13 protein-coding genes are annotated in these 14,408 nt (G+C 66.1%); 8 read left to right on the plus strand and 5 right to left on the minus strand.

Going from position 1 to position 14,408, the window contains the following annotated elements:
- The first annotated feature begins 21 nt into the window (after nt 1–21).
- The 4 genes from BMY35_RS35305 to BMY35_RS35320 are packed head-to-tail and all read left to right on the plus strand — an operon-like array spanning nt 22 to nt 3,028.
- Nucleotides 22–840 (plus strand): ABC transporter permease, encoded by an 819-nt coding sequence (locus tag BMY35_RS35305; RefSeq protein WP_093209485.1) that lies wholly within the window; start codon nt 22–24, stop codon nt 838–840.
- A complete protein-coding gene (locus tag BMY35_RS35310; RefSeq protein ID WP_093209487.1) occupies nt 837–1,685 on the plus strand; it encodes an ABC transporter ATP-binding protein in 849 nt (282 codons plus the stop codon). The genes BMY35_RS35305 and BMY35_RS35310 overlap by 4 nt, the downstream gene beginning before the upstream one ends.
- Nucleotides 1,686–1,692: 7 nt before the next feature.
- A complete protein-coding gene (locus tag BMY35_RS35315) occupies nt 1,693–2,715 on the plus strand; it encodes a HEAT repeat domain-containing protein (RefSeq protein WP_093209489.1) in 1,023 nt (340 codons plus the stop codon).
- Nucleotides 2,705–3,028: a DUF971 domain-containing protein gene (locus tag BMY35_RS35320; RefSeq protein WP_093209491.1), complete on the plus strand. Its 324-nt coding sequence runs from the start codon at nt 2,705–2,707 to the stop codon at nt 3,026–3,028. Before BMY35_RS35315 ends, BMY35_RS35320 begins: the two co-directional genes overlap by 11 nt.
- Nucleotides 3,029–3,081: 53 nt before the next feature.
- Here the strand turns inward: BMY35_RS35320 and BMY35_RS35325 are convergent, their stop codons facing one another.
- Entirely contained in the window at nt 3,082–3,441 is a 360-nt protein-coding gene (locus BMY35_RS35325) for a hypothetical protein (protein ID WP_338067645.1), read from the minus strand.
- Between the two features lie 397 nt (nt 3,442–3,838).
- Here BMY35_RS35325 and BMY35_RS35330 point away from each other — a divergent pair, with 397 nt between their 5' ends.
- Nucleotides 3,839–5,194, plus strand: a complete 1,356-nt coding sequence (locus BMY35_RS35330; protein ID WP_093209492.1) for a M20 metallopeptidase family protein — start codon at nt 3,839–3,841, stop codon at nt 5,192–5,194.
- A gap of 46 nt (nt 5,195–5,240) precedes the next feature.
- Here BMY35_RS35330 and BMY35_RS35335 read toward each other — a convergent pair whose 3' ends face one another.
- Complete coding sequence (locus BMY35_RS35335; protein ID WP_206169358.1) at nt 5,241–5,693, minus strand: SRPBCC domain-containing protein; 453 nt, start codon at nt 5,691–5,693, stop codon at nt 5,241–5,243.
- 119 nt (nt 5,694–5,812) lie between these two features.
- Nucleotides 5,813–6,202 (minus strand): PepSY domain-containing protein, encoded by a 390-nt coding sequence (locus BMY35_RS35340; RefSeq protein ID WP_371287239.1) that lies wholly within the window; start codon nt 6,200–6,202, stop codon nt 5,813–5,815.
- A 61-nt stretch (nt 6,203–6,263) separates the two neighbouring features.
- On the opposite strand from BMY35_RS35340, the gene BMY35_RS35345 reads away from it, so the two are divergent.
- Nucleotides 6,264–7,307 carry a prephenate dehydratase gene (locus BMY35_RS35345; RefSeq protein ID WP_256230513.1) on the plus strand — a complete coding sequence of 348 codons (1,044 nt, stop codon included), beginning with the start codon at nt 6,264–6,266 and terminating at the stop codon, nt 7,305–7,307.
- 59 nt (nt 7,308–7,366) lie between these two features.
- Here BMY35_RS35345 and pilQ read toward each other — a convergent pair whose 3' ends face one another.
- Nucleotides 7,367–9,493: a type IV pilus secretin PilQ gene (gene pilQ, locus BMY35_RS35350; protein ID WP_371287238.1), complete on the minus strand. Its 2,127-nt coding sequence runs from the start codon at nt 9,491–9,493 to the stop codon at nt 7,367–7,369.
- A gap of 836 nt (nt 9,494–10,329) precedes the next feature.
- A complete protein-coding gene (locus BMY35_RS35355) occupies nt 10,330–10,728 on the minus strand; it encodes an ABC transporter ATP-binding protein (RefSeq protein ID WP_143080817.1) in 399 nt (132 codons plus the stop codon).
- 1,045 nt (nt 10,729–11,773) lie between these two features.
- On the opposite strand from BMY35_RS35355, the gene BMY35_RS35360 reads away from it, so the two are divergent.
- Together BMY35_RS35360 and BMY35_RS35365 are read left to right on the plus strand one after the other, a co-directional pair.
- A complete protein-coding gene (locus tag BMY35_RS35360) occupies nt 11,774–13,291 on the plus strand; it encodes a glycosyltransferase family 39 protein (protein WP_256230515.1) in 1,518 nt (505 codons plus the stop codon).
- A gap of 16 nt (nt 13,292–13,307) precedes the next feature.
- Nucleotides 13,308–14,363, plus strand: coding sequence for a glycosyltransferase family 2 protein (locus BMY35_RS35365; RefSeq protein ID WP_256230517.1), 1,056 nt, complete (start codon nt 13,308–13,310; stop codon nt 14,361–14,363).
- The last annotated feature ends 45 nt before the right edge of the window (nt 14,364–14,408 follow it).

A 14,408-nucleotide genomic window follows, 5' to 3' on the forward strand; every position in this document is an offset into this window, starting at 1 on the left:
ACGAAACCTCGCGCGCTCACCATGGCCAGTTCCTCCGTCTCCTCATTTGTGCTCCTGCGTGCCGGCCTGCCGCGCGCCGCCTTGCGCACCGTCGCATTGCTCGGCTGCCTGCTCGCGTGGCACCTTGCCACCGTCCAGCGCGTCGATCTGGGCTTCATCACCTTCCGCAACGTGCCTTCACCGCGCGAGGTGGCCGAGTCGGCGTGGGCGCTCGCGCGATCACCGCTGGTGCTGGAGCACCTGGGAGCGAGCCTGCGCCGCGTGTTCATCGGCTTCGGGCTGGCCACCGTGGTGGGTGTGGCGCTGGGCCTGGCCGTCGGCCGCGCACGCTGGGCCGAGGACACGCTGCTGCCGCCGCTGGAAGTCCTGCGGCCGATCCCTGCGGTGGCGTGGATCCCGCTGGCGATCCTGATGTTTCCGTCCTCGGAGGCTTCGATGGTGTTCATCACCTTCGTGGGGGCGCTGTTTCCCGTGTTGCTCAACACCGTGCACGGCGTGGAGGCGGTGGACGCGCGTCTCGTCGCGTCGGCGCGCAGCCTGGGCGCGGGCCGCCTGGCGGTGTTTGGCGAGGTCGTCCTGCCCGGCGCGCTGCCAAGCATCGTCACGGGCCTGGCGATCGGCATGGGCACGGCATGGTTCTGCCTGGTCACGGCCGAGATGATCTCGGGCCAGTTCGGCATCGGCTACTACACGTGGATGTCGTACACGATCCAGAACTACGCCGACATCGTGGTGGGCATGCTCTTCATCGGTGTGCTCGGCATGGGCAGCAGTGCGCTGGTGCGTCGTGCCGGCCAACTGTTGATGCCCTGGCGCGCTGTGCAGGAGGCGAAGCGATGAAGGCGGATGTGAGAGCCGGGCGCATCGCCATCGATGGCCTGCGCGTGCGTCTGGGATACGGCGCCCAGGCCTTCGACGCGGTGCAGGACATCACGCTGGACATCGAACCCGGCGAGTTCGTCTGCCTGCTCGGCCCCTCGGGGTGTGGCAAATCGACGCTGCTGGGCGCACTCGCCGGCCATCTTGCACCCGCCGGCGGTGCGATCCGCGTGGATGGCGAACCGGTGCGCGGACCGCATCCGGATCGCGGGCTGGTCTTCCAGCACCACACGCTTTTTCCGTGGAAGAAGGTATTGGACAACGTCGCCTTCGCACTCAAGATGCAGGGCGTCGGCCGTCGTGAGCGCCATGCCAGGGCGCACGAGATGCTGCGTCTCGTGGGTCTCGACGCCTTCGCAGGCTTCTATCCCTCCCAGCTCTCGGGCGGCATGCAGCAGCGCGCGGAGATCGCGCGGGTGCTCATCAACCATCCGCGCGTGATGTTGATGGACGAACCTTTCGGTGCGCTCGATGCGCAGACCCGCCTCATGATGCAGCGCCAGTTGCTTGACGCGTGGGCGCGTGTGCGCACCACCATCGTCTTCATCACCCACGACATCGACGAGGCGCTGTACCTCGGCGATCGCGTGCTCGTGATGGGCCCCCGGCCGGGCCGCATCGTCGCCGAGTTTGCGCCGGGCTTCGCCCGCCCGCGCGATCCGTCGCTGGTGACGTCGTCCGAATTCACCGCCTTGAAGCGGCACTGCCTGCAGCTGCTGCATCCGCACGCGGCCTCCGATGCACCACTGGAACGCCTCACGCCGCTCGGCAAGCCCGCCGCCGTCCATCTGCACTTTGCGATCTAGACAAAGAATGACCCTCCCGATCCTTGACGATCCCGAACTGCAGGCCATTGCTGCACGACTTGCCTCGTCCGATGCCGAAGTGCGTCGCATCGCCGTGATGGACCTTGGCGACATGGCCGACGAGGCGCACACACCGCTGCTGGCCGCCGCTTTGCGCGATGGCGCACCTGCCGTGCGCGCCGCTGCGGCGCTGGCGCTCGAAACCATGGAGAACCAGGCCGCTGTCCAGGGACTGGTAGAGGTCCTCGATGATCCCGAGGCAGAGGTTCGCGAGGCGGCGGCCCACAGTCTGGCCGAGCTGAAGGATCCGGCCTCGGCCATCTGGTTGCTGCCGCATGCCCACAGCGGCCCGGCGCGCGTGCGCACCGCGGTGTTGCGCGCCTTGCGCGAACTGCGCGTGCCCGCAAGCGCAGCTCCCGCGCTCGCGGTGTTGCAGACGTCACAGGCACGAGGGGCTGGGGAGGCAGCCGATACGGGCGACGCGGTGGCTTTGCGCCGCGAGGCGATCGGCGTGCTCGGCTACCTGAAGCATTCGGCTGCGCTGCCAGTGCTGGCCGCGCTTGCGGTGGCTGAACCGGTGGACGAGGTGCGTCGTGCCGCAGTGGGGGCGCTGGCCTTCGCGGCGGGCGACACGCAGGCCCGCGCCGCGCTGGAGTCAGCGCTGCGCGATGGGAGCTGGCAGGTCCGGGAAGAGGCGGCCACTGCGCTCGGCAAGTTGCAGCAACCGGCGGCGACGCAGGCGCTGCTGGTGGCGCTGGACGATCCCTACTGGCAGGTTCGCCTGCGTGCGGCGCGCAGTCTCGGCCGGCTGCGCAGCACCGACAGCGTGGCGCCGCTGCTCGCGGCGCTCGAGCACGCCATCAGCAACCTGCGCAAGGAAGCGGCGCTGGCGCTTGGCGAAGTGGGCGACGCGAAGGCATTGCCGGGCCTCGAACGCGCGGCGCACGATTCCGATCCCGAAGTGCGCAAGTCCGCCCGACTGGCCATCGCGCAGATCGGTGAGCACCTCGCCGCATCGCATGGCGCCTGAGTCCATCGTCGATCATCGCGTGCGCGCGGCACTGGAGTTCCGCTGGGCGGACGGCGCGCGTCATGTGGTCGCCTATGGGCTGCTGCGCGCGAATTGCCCGTGTGCCGACTGCAAGTCGCGGCGCGCCGCATCGCGCAGCAGCGTCGCGGGTGAGCCATTGCCCGACGAGGGCGTCGAGGTGATGGACATCCATCCGGTCGGCGCCTACGGCGTGCAGCTCGTTTTCAGTGACGGGCATGACAGGGGGATATTCCCCTGGAACTTTCTCAGAACGCTGCTGGCGCGCTTGCAGGATCAGCCCTGCGACACCTGACACAGGCCTCTCGGGCTCTGATCACCCGAACAGCGCGCATGGGTTCGCTCGCATCAGTCGTCGTCGTACCAGTCGTGGTAGTGGTAATGGTTGCTGTGATAGCTGTTGTGCTCGACCCGCAGTGACGTGATCGGTGATGGGTAGGCTGGAGGGGCCGGACGGTAGTAGACCGGTGGCGCGGGACGCAAGAGAACCGGGGGAGGGTAGTACGAAGGCGCGGGAACGACATAGGCCGGCGTCGGCTCGTAGAAGATTGGCGCCGGTGCTACGACAGCAGGCGCAGGTACGCTGATGCCGAAGGACCAGCTCACACCCGCCGTCGCCGACGTCGCGACCATCAATGCGAAGACAGGCACGGCGGCGGTGCGCATGTGTTTTGTGAAGCCATTCAAGAACATGGAAATCTCCAACATGGGGAATTCGCTCCCCTGGGAATCCGAGGTACGGGCTGTGCCTCTGTTCCGGTCGGATGAACCGGTGAGATCCTGGGCATGTTTATGGCGTGTGTTGGTAGAGAAGCGGCGGGGCTTTCATCGAGATCCAGTGAAGATCGGTCGTGGGATTGGCGATGAACGGGAAGCGTGCTCCAACGCGGCTCACTGCCAAGCACCTGACGGCTGGGGAAGCTGAGTCTGGCACCGTTGGACGATCTGGTCCATCGATTGCTAGAGGACATTCGCCGCGATGAACCCGATGCGTCGCTTCGGTGACTCTGTGCAAGGAGTCCGGCAAGAAGCAGATCACTACCGGGCGATAGAGTCGGCCACGCACGGTTCCCTCAACTCTTTTTCTGCAACTCCTGCGATCAACATGAACCTTCGACGCCATATCTGCGCCTTCCTTCTCGGAGCCTCCTTCGTCGGGGCGCATGCACAGAGCGCGACATCCGCGGCGCCTGCCTCGCTGCTGTCGCAGGCCCTGGCCCTGTCCGACGGTGTGCAGCCGCAGGTGGTCGAGTGGCGCCGGCACATCCACCAGAACCCTGAGCTGGCCTACCAGGAGACCGGTACAGCGAAGTACATCGCTCAGGCGCTGGCCGGCATTCCCGGCCTGGAGGTCAGGACCGGGATCGCCGGTACCGGCATCAAGGCCGTGCTGCGCGGTGCGCAACCGGGCCCCGTGGTGGCGCTGCGCGCGGACATGGATGCGCTGCCCGTCGAGGAGCGCAACGACCTGCCTTTCAAGTCCACCGCCAAGGCGGACTGGCTGGGAAAGCCGGTTGCGGTGTCGCACGTCTGCGGACATGACTCGCACGTCGCCATGCTGTTGGGCGCGGCCAAGGTGCTGTCCTCGCTGCGCGAGCAACTCGCCGGCACGGTGGTCTTCATCTTCCAGCCGGCCGAGGAAATTGGCCCGGGGCTGGGCAAGTCCAGTGGCGCCATGGCCATGGTGCGCGAGGGCGTGCTCGACAACCCGAAGGTTGATGTCGTGCTCGGCCAGCACATCAGCAACCAGGCGCCTTCCGGCACGATCCGCTACAGGCCGGGCCCGATGCTGGCCAGCATCGACGTGTTCAACATCAAGTTCAAGGGCACGGGCGGGCATGGCGCCGCGCCATGGACCTCGAACACGCCCATGCTGGCGGCGGCCGAGACGGTGCTGGGCCTGCAGAACATCGTGAGCCACCGGCTCAATCCGACCATCGACGGCGGGCAGACGATCGTGACCACCGGCATGCTGCAAAGCGGCAACCGCTTCAACGTGCTGCCCGAGACGGCCGAGATCGCCGGCACGATCCGCGCGCTCTCGACGACGAACCAGAAGATCGCCCAGGAGGAGATCCGCCGCCGCGCCACCGGCATCGCGGCCAGCTACGGCGTGCAGGCGGATGTGAAGATCGACAGCGGCGACGGCTACGAGGTGCTGGTCAACGACCGCGACGCCACGCTCTCGCTGGTGGGAGCCTTTGGTGCCGCTGCCGGTGGTGCCGCGAAGGTGAGCCAGATGCCGGCCTCCATGGGATCGGAGGATTTCGGGGCCTTCGGCTCGACCGGCGTGCCGGTTGTGTTCTGGATGCTGAACGCTTCGCCGATGGGCGACAAGGACGGGCCGGTGAACCATTCGCCGCTGTTCCAGATTGACGAGTCGGCGATGCGCGTGGGCGTTCGTGCGCTGACCGCGGCGACACTTTCTCAACTGGCCAGTGCGCGGCTTCAGGGGCGCTGAACGTCTTGCAGCGGCACTCGGGGCATTGGAGTCGTCGGCTGCGCCATCAGATCCGGTGTTGCTCCTCGACGATTCGTTTCAGGATCGGAAGTGTCGCGCGCCAGTAGAACGCGACGTGGTTCCAGCCTGAGTCCTCACCGATCTCCCAGTCCTTTCCGCGGCGTAGAGGGGAGGGCGGCACCTGATGGCTGACCCTCAGGACCGTTTCGGCGCCCTCAACCTCGAGCGTGATCGTGATCGATGAATAGGATTCGGGAACGTCAGGCAGACCGGAAACCCTGGACCAATAGGTGTACTGGAGTAGCGAGGGCGATCGCACCTGGATCACCTGCCCCTTGTCCCGATACCGCGCTGTCCCGATGATCGCTTCTATTTCGATGGGACTGCCGGGCTGCCAGTCGGTCTTGAAATGCGCATTGCGCCATTTCTCCCCGGCATCTGGATCCGTGAGTGCGCCCCAGACATCCCGAGGTTCGGCCTCAATGCGGATGGATTGCATGACTGTTCGGAAGGGCATGGTTCTGCTGTCCAGATGAGGGCCTCGGAATTTTCCCCGGGAAACCTCGCAGCCGAAGACCTTGCGTGCAAGGAGCCCGCCCAGGCCGCCTGTTTCCGGCCCTACAAATACGGGCCGCTCGCCAATACGGAGCTGGTGATCAGGCCGAGGAACGTCCAAATGACCTTCAACGGAAGTCCATCGTAGTCGCCGAAGTGAAGCGGCTGCGACAGAAGCAGGGAACTCAGGTCCCAGGCAAGGCGTGCCTTGCGCAGGGCTCGCCAGTTTGCGCGTCGATCATCATGGGCGTCAGCAGCCGTGCAGTCAGTGGTGAGTTGCCGCGCATGGAAGTCATGTAGTGATGCGGCGATGAGAAGGGGTTGCCTGGAAAGTCGATGAACGAGATGTCCATTCCCGGCGCCGCGGCCAACGCCGCGTCGGCCGTCCGCTGCACGATGCCCGCGAGGTTGTGCATGTCTAGCCAGTAGAGCCGCCGCATGCCAATGCCGTATGGGGAAATCGCGGCGCTCCTCTCATCAGAACGGCAATCTCCTGACGCGAGAAGGAGCGTCATTGCGTGTCACGCAACAGAAGGTGTGCCGTTCGAACGACGGCAGGGCACTCGCGACGTTCCACGAATTGCACTTGGCGAAGGTCTTGCTGGAGACCCGGGCGTGCGAAACACTGTCCGCAGCCGAAGGGCATCAACCCGGCCTACATCCGCCCTCCAACTTTCAGCCTGTCACCATGTCGAAGCTCAGAGCCGTCAATGCCGTTGCCTGTGGGCTGGTCGTCTTCGGGAATTCTCTGAACCTTGCCGTGGCGGGCCCGATCGGCTACCTGGGGCCGGCGGGGAGTTGGACGCACCAGGCTTGCCTGGACCTGTTCGGTGGCCGGGACCTTGTGCCGCTCGCGCGCGACCAGTTGTTCAGGAGCTATGCCGATGGGAAGGTGGAGCGCGCCTGCGTGCCAGTCACGACCTCCGTGGTTGGCGTGACGCCCTACCTCGATGCGGTGCTCGACCTGCCCGAGGTGACCATCGTCGCCGAGTACCCGAAGATGCTCGGATACAGCCTGCTGGCCAAGCCAGGGACGAAGCGAGAGGACATTGCGGCGGTCCACGCGCATCCAGTGGCCTTCGAGGAGGTCAAGCCGTGGCTGGAGCAGGAGATGCCTCAAGTGCGTCGCGTCGAAGCGGCCAGCGGGGGCGCGGCCGCACAGGCTGTTGCGCGCAGTTCCGCGCTCGACGCCGCATCGTTCGGACCGAAGGCCGGGGCCGATATCTATCAACTCGTCTCGCTGGTCGACGGCATCGAGGAGGGGCCTCACAACGTCACGCGCTGGTGGGTGCTCGGCCGGCAGATGCCGGCGCCTACCGGGCACGACAAGACCTCCTTGCTGGTCAATGCCTCGGATGCCAGCCTGTCGGGCATCCTGGCAACGTTCAGCGAAGCGGGCGTGCAGGTCCTGACGATCTACGAGCGTCCGAGCAAGAAATCACTGGACACGCACCGCTATCTGATCGAGGTGGCGGGGCATGCCCGGCAGGGCACACTGGGTGCCTTTTTGGAGGCACACCGGGAGCTTCGCGTCCTCGGTTCCTATCCGCGGCGCTGACCCCGGGGGCATGCATCGCATGGATGCGCCCTCGGAAGAGTTTCAGCGTCGTCGTGCGATCAGGGCGCGGCGCCCCGACCCACGATCGTCCGCGGCGTGATGAACACCAGCATCTCGACCTTGTTCGAGGTGCGTGAGCGCTTTCGAAACAGTGTGCCCAGGTAGGGCACCTCGCCCAGCACCGGCACGCGCGACTCGTCGTTGATCTCGGTCAGCTCGAAGATGCCGCCGATGACGACCGTGCCGCCGTTTTCCACCAGCACCTCGGTCTTTACGTGCTTGGTGTTGATCGCCGGACCGGCGGAAGTGTTGACGCCGCGCGCGTCCTTGCTCACGTCGAGTGCGAGGATGATGCTGCCCTCGGGCGTGATCTGTGGTGTCACCTCCAGCTTGAGCACGGCCTTGCGGAATGAGACCGAGGTGGCGCCGCTGGACGTGGCGTGCTGGTAGGGGATCTGTTCGCCTTGCTCGATCAGGGCCTTCGTCTGGTCGGCGGTGATCACCCGGGGGCTGGACACCAGCTTGCCTTTGCCTTCCGCCTCGAGCGCTGAGATTTCCAGGTTCAGCATGCGCGTATGGCTCGAGCTGAAGAGGGAGACCGAGAACGTGCCCGGCGCATTCCCCCTGCCGGCACTGCCGGCCGGCAGGTTCACGAAGTTGCGATTGGTATAGGGCGCGAAGGTGTGGCTGCGGCCCGCAGGGATGGTGCCGATGGAACTGTTCCTCTCGATGACACCGCCGCCCAGCCTGGCGCCCAGCGACTTGCCGAAGGTGTCCGAAGCCTCGACGATGCGCGCTTCGATCAGCACCTGCCGCACCGGTACGTCGAGCTTCCGGATGAACTCGCTCACCTCGGCCAGGCGCACCGGCGTGTCGGTGACGAAGAGCTGGTTGGTGCGGGCCTCGGCCATCGCGCTGCCGCGAGGGCTCAGCAGACGTGTGGCCGAATTGCCGCTGCCACCCGAGGCGACGCTGCCGCCACCCGTCAGGTTCTGCACCACGGTCGCAGCCTTCGCGTAGTTGAGCTGGAACGACTGCGTGCGCAAGGTCACCAGGTTCTCCAGCGAGGCCTGTGCCTCGAGGTCGATCCTTTCCCTGGCGTTGATCTCGTCGCGCGGCGCGACCCACAGCACGCTGCCGTTCTTGCGCATTCCCAGGCCCTTGGCCTGCAGGATGACTTCCAGCGCCTGGTCCCACGGCACGTCCTTGAGCCGCAGCGTGAGGTTGCCGGAGACGGCATCGGAGGCCACCACGTTGAAGCCGGTGAAGTCCGCGATCACCCGCAGCAGCGCACGCACGTCGACGTTCTGGAAGTTCAGCGTGAGCTTCTCGCCGGCATAGCCCGTGCCGGGCGTGAGCTTGCCCGGGTCGACCTTGCGCGGGCGGACCTCGATGACGAACTGCTCATCGGTTTGGTAGGCGCTTTGCTCCCAGTCACCGTGCGCGCCGATGGTCAGGCGTACCCGGTCACTCAACTGCTGCGGGTGCACCGTTGCGACGGCCGTGCCGAAGTCGGACACGTCGAGACGGCGCCGCAGTCCTTCTGGCAACGAGGCCCCTATGAAATCGGCCACCAGCGCCGAGCCCTCGCGCCGCACGTCCACGCCAAGGTGGCTGCTGCCCATGGCCACGACGATGCGACCCATCCCATCATCGCCGCGACGAAAGTCGATGTCGTGCAGTGGCGTGATGCCGCGAAGGCGGTTCCCGGAAAACTCCGCAAGGGGCCGGGTCTTCGGTGGCTGGTCCGCGCCCGATTGCAGCGACACCAGCAATGAGCGACCCTGGATTTCCGTCTCGTAGGTGGCCGCATGCCGCAGGCTCAGTACCACGCGCGTGCGCTCGTCAGCCTGCACCACATTGGCGGCGCGAAGGTTGCCCAGATCGAAGGCAATGGCCGAGCGCCCCACCGCGCTGGCCACCCCCGGGAAATCCAGTGCGATGCGGGCCGGCGAATGTACGACGAAGCCAACGGGCAGTGCCTTGAGCGGGTGCGTGAAATCGATACGCACCAATTCCAGCCCGGCCCGCGTCGTACCGGTGACGGACTCGATGATGTTGTGCTGCGGCGTTTCCATCTGGGCTTGCGCTGCCATCGGAAGCAGTGAAGCGAGCAGGGCGCCGATCCATCGGCGCAGGTACAGGGGCAGACGCGGTGCACCTGGCGGGCGTGGGCATGTCTTCATGGGTTCTCCTCCCTCCACGGGGGTAGCGTGTGAAGCCGTCGCCATTCCCCCGTTGGTGTCCTGCAGATCCGCCGGTCCTGCGGATTGCGTCCTGGCGGAACCTGGCCATGGGCCTTGTCCGGGCCCGAGGTCCCACTGTCGCCATCGGCGGTGACCGAGTGCCGCGGCGGCGCGACCTCCAACGCGGAAGGCGTCATGAACCGCCTCCGGAAAGAGGGGCTCTTGTTGCCGGGCAGCCAGCGGGCCGGCATTCCGGCGAATCGGCCGAGGCGCCGCGGTCCGTCAGCTGCCATCCCTCCCGGTCGTGGCCGTGCAGGTGGTAGTGATAGTGGTCGTTCCGATAGACGTCGCCTCCGGAGCGCAGCGCCGCGGCGGGAAAGTGGGATGGCGATGCCGCGCGATGGAGGGCTGCGGGTGCAGGCCGTGGAATCGCTGTACCGGAATAGGCAGGTCCCGGCATGCCGTGGATCGGTGCCGGCCCGCTGGACACGGCATGCGCTGCGGCCGGGTCGATGTCGATGGACCAATGTCCTGCTGCGGCAACCGGTGCCGCGGCGACCAGGGCGAAGACAGCTGCGATCCCGCAGGAGGTCTGCTGTGCCAAGCACGTCAGGTTCATGGAAGGCATCCTTGATGGCGTGATGCTCCGGAGGAGGCGCGTCTTGTCCGGCGTAGCCGCAGCGGACCGCGCAATCGGTGAGGATCGCCGGCGCGATGGTCTGGCGTGTCGGTGGAGAAATCCTTCACCGCATGTTCATTCGCCATGAAGATGAAGGCGTATGCCGCACCGCCGGCACGCGGCTCGATGGCGCAGGTTTCATGACCGGTCGCCGCTGTCACGGACGGAAGTGATACGAGAACAACAGACCCGCGGTTCCCAATGCCGACACCTGCAGGCTGTGTCGGGAGTTGAGTCGGTAGCCGATGGCAGGCACCACCAGCGGCGACCATCCGTTGTGGTTGAACGGCACCTTGTCCTTGTGCTCTCCGACATAGCCGTACATGACGCCTGCTGTCAGCTTGAGGTAGAGCCTCGGTTGGCCGAACAGGTCGCTCCACTGGTAGCCGCCATAGGCATAGGCCGAGGGTTGGCCGAATGAATTGCTGAACACCCCCACACCCACCAGCCAGTTCTCGGTCTGATACCGCTCCACGCCGAGGAGGTACACGTTCCGGTGCGTGTTGCTGCGGCGGAAATGATGGGCGTAGGGCGAGAACATCCATTCCCATCTCATGGTGTTCGAACCCTGAGGCTGTGCGGCAACGTCCTGGGCACAAGCCGTCGGTGTGCCAGCCAGCCAGCCGCATGCGGCAACGAGCGCTGCAGCCATGTGGCGGCGGGCGTGGTTTCCCAAGCCACCGTCTGGGGCATGCGAACAACCGCACCGGGCCGCAAGACGCCGAACATGCGAGCCGCCGGCTTGCGGCCCGTGCGAGCGGCGGTCGGACGCATCGAACCGCGCCGTCATGCGGGCCGTGGCGTGGGCGATTGCCGACCGAACGGCTCCCGCGCCAAACTCTGCGCCGTCGCGAAGTCTTCGCATGCCCAGATCAGGGCTGTGCGACAGGCAATGGCTGCGCCGTGCAGGCGCATCACCCGCGCACTCCATCCCGTGGTGGTGCAAGGCGATACCGCCTCTCGCGGAAGAAGGTCTGCTTCCACGCAGGGGATGTGAACGGATTCTGCTTTCTTCATCGGTTGATGCCGCGACCGGCTTGGAATGGGTCCGAAGCGACACGCAAGCCAGCGCAAGATGGCTGCGTGTGGTTCAGGTGGACCAAGGCGTTCGAACGCGAACGCATACAGCACCTCGTCAGGACGGTTATCGCCGGGGCGAGCAAGAGTTGCCGCAACGAGGTCCGCCCAGACCAGTGGCCTGGCGACGATTCTTTTGAAAGAGCATGGAGAACGGGCTCGCGTCCGATCCAGATCTGATGGAGATGCTGAAGTCTCCCGCTCATCAGAGCGGGGGCGATGCAGGCCGTATCACGGTTCACCGGTGCGATGCACGGACAACCGAGCGAGGCCAAGTGGCATCGGTTGGGCGAAGGCGCGGATTCATTCGCTGCTTGATCGGATGTTGATGGAACTTGCAGCACATCTGAACGACGGCGAACGAGCATGGCGCCTCTGTCCATCCACAGAGCCCTTCCCGAACTCGCTTGCCTCGAATGCACTCTCCGCCTGCAGACACCGCTTCGACTCCGTCCCTGTCAGAAGCCACAGATCCCCCGGCGCCGGCGCCATGTGTCCCTGTGTCGCATCCCGATGGGGCCTCCTTGGCAGCGACCCTGCGCCGCGCGATGGACGCATGTTCGTCCCGGCCCGACGGCATCTGGATCACCTTGCTGCTGCTGTTGTTTGCCGCCGTCTGGCTGCCGCATCTGGCCCACTCGAGCCTGGTGCCACCCACGGACAACATCGAGCAGCTCACCTGGGTGCGCAGCCTCGAATGGGGCTACTACAAACACCCGCCGCTGCCCACCTGGGTGCTTTGGATTCCGGTGCAGGTCATGGGACTGTCGGAAGTCGCCACCTATGTCCTGGGGGCGACGTTCGCGCTGGCGGCCATGGGACTGCTGTGGCGGCTGCTTGCGGCCCTGCGCGGGCCAGTGCATGCAACCGTTGCCGTCCTGGCCGCGCTTTGCATCACCTACTACAACGGGCGCCTCTACTACTACAACCACGAAGTGGTTCTGATTCCCTTCGCGGTTGCCAGCGCCGGCCTCACGTGGAAGGCATTTCGTACAAGGCAGGCGCGCTGGTGGCTTGCCTTGGGAGCCTGCCTTGGCCTGGGCGGGCTCGCCAAGTACCACATCGCGGTGATGGCCCTGGCGGTTCTCGCGTTCTGGGGCTGGCAGCGCGGCTGGCGGGACACGCACCATCGGCGTGGCCTGCTATTGGCGATGGTGACCGCCCTGGCGCTGGTGTCTCCGCATCTGTACTGGCTTTGGCAGCACGATCTGGGGCCCATCCGCTACGCCATGGAATCTTCCCTCGGGCTCGAACTGCAGGGAGGGCGCCGATGGACCGGAAGTGCGCACTGGTTGTTGGATCAGCTTCTGAATCGCGCGCTCCCCGCATGGCTCTTTCTGCTGCTGGCGCTGTGGACATGCAATCGCGGCGCGCAGGGAATCCCGGCGCATCGGCACACGGCGCCGGCCATCGACACGGCAATGAGCCGACGCCTGCTGCTGTGCTTCGGCATCACCCCGCTGGTCTTCACCTGTGCGCTGGGACTGTTCGTCGGCGCGGACCTGCAGCTGCATTGGGGCGCGCCCTTTCTGCTGCTTGCCATCCCGGCGGCGATGGAGCTTGGCCGCTGCAAGCGTGCCTGGTCTGCCATCTCGCTGAAATCGGCCCTCAAAGCCTTTGGCCTTGTCCAGCTGCTGTTGCTGCTGTGGGGGCAGATGATCTCCGCCAATGGAGAGGTGCGATGGCAGCGACACCACTGGCGCAACTTCGATGCGCAGGCACTCGCGGACGCCGTAGCGCCGGAAGCGCGCGCCGAGCTCGGAGGGCCGATCCGCCTGGTGGCAGGCCCTCCGGCCGAAGCTGGTGCACTGGCGCTTCGACTTCAGGAGAAACCGTTGGTCCTTCTCCATGGTCGTTTGGACATCAGTCCATGGGTGGACAGGAAACTGGTCGACGGATGCGGCGTCCTCGTGCTGAGCAAGGCCCCGAAGCCGCCTGGCTATCGCGCGGTGGGTGACAACTTCCCTGGCTTGTACTGGCGCGTGATCGCACCCGTTTCCAGCTCGGTACGCTGCACTGGAGAGTCGAATGCCACGCGTTGATCCAGGAGCTGTGCGCTTGAGTGCGCAGGGCACGGAACCCCCGGTCACCCTGCGCGCGCCCGTGCAGTCGGGCACAAGCGGCGACAGCCTTTCGCAGGAGCCGCTTGCGGGCTCGTCTCCCATGGCCTGTGTGGCTTCTCTCAGTTGCGTCATTCCCTGTCGCAACGAAGCCAGGAATCTCGCATTGCTCTTGCCACAGCTGGTGGTGGTGCTCTCGAGCCTGGCGCGCGACTGGGAGATTGTCGTCGTCGACGATGGAAGCACGGATGCCACCGTGGAGGTGGCGCAGCGCTGGCGGGATCATGGCGTCCGGCTGCTGGAGCTCTCGCGCAACTTCGGCAAGGAGGCCGCGCTGAGTGCGGGGCTGGATGCCGCACGCGGAGACCTTGTCCTTCTGATGGATGGCGACGGCCAGCACCCGCCCGAACTGATCCCCGGCATGGTCGCGCGCTGGGCCAGGGGAGGCGACATGATCTGCATGGTGCGCACCGATCGCAAGGCGGAAAGTTGGATCAAGCGCATCGGTACTCGCCTGTTCTACGGTCTCATCGACCGGGACCGGCGCTATCGCGTTCCGGCGGGCGCTGGCGACTTTCGCCTGCTCGATCGCCAGGTGGTCGAGGCCCTGCGTGCACTCCCCGAGCGCAGCCGGTTCATGAAGGGACTGTTCGCCTGGGTGGGCTTTCGCGTCGAGCATATCGCCTACGTGCCACCGCCGCGGCCCCACGGGCGCAGCCACTACAGCCTGCGGGCACTGTGCAGCCTGTCGTTGACCGGCATCACCATGTTCACCAGCTGGCCGCTGCGTGCCGCCAGCGTGCTCGGCGGCGTGCTGGCAGCCGCCGCGTTCGGCTACGGCGCAGTGCTGGCCGTGTCGTACATGCTGTGGGGCAATGAAGTATCAGGCTGGACCACGATCGTCGTTGCCATGTTCCTGCTGGCCGGCGTGCAACTGGTGTCGCTCGGCGTGATCGGCGAGTACCTGGCGCGGGTGTTCGATGAAGTCAAGGGCCGGCCCCTCTATCTCGTCAAGCGGCCGCGCGACAACGCCCCGAAGGAGCACCAGCGATGAGGACGCCGCAGCCGTGTCAGAGCCGGTCCGGCATCGCTGAAGCAG

This window comes from Variovorax sp. YR750, assembly GCF_900109805.1.
Lineage (GTDB): Bacteria > Pseudomonadota > Gammaproteobacteria > Burkholderiales > Burkholderiaceae_C > Variovorax > Variovorax gossypii.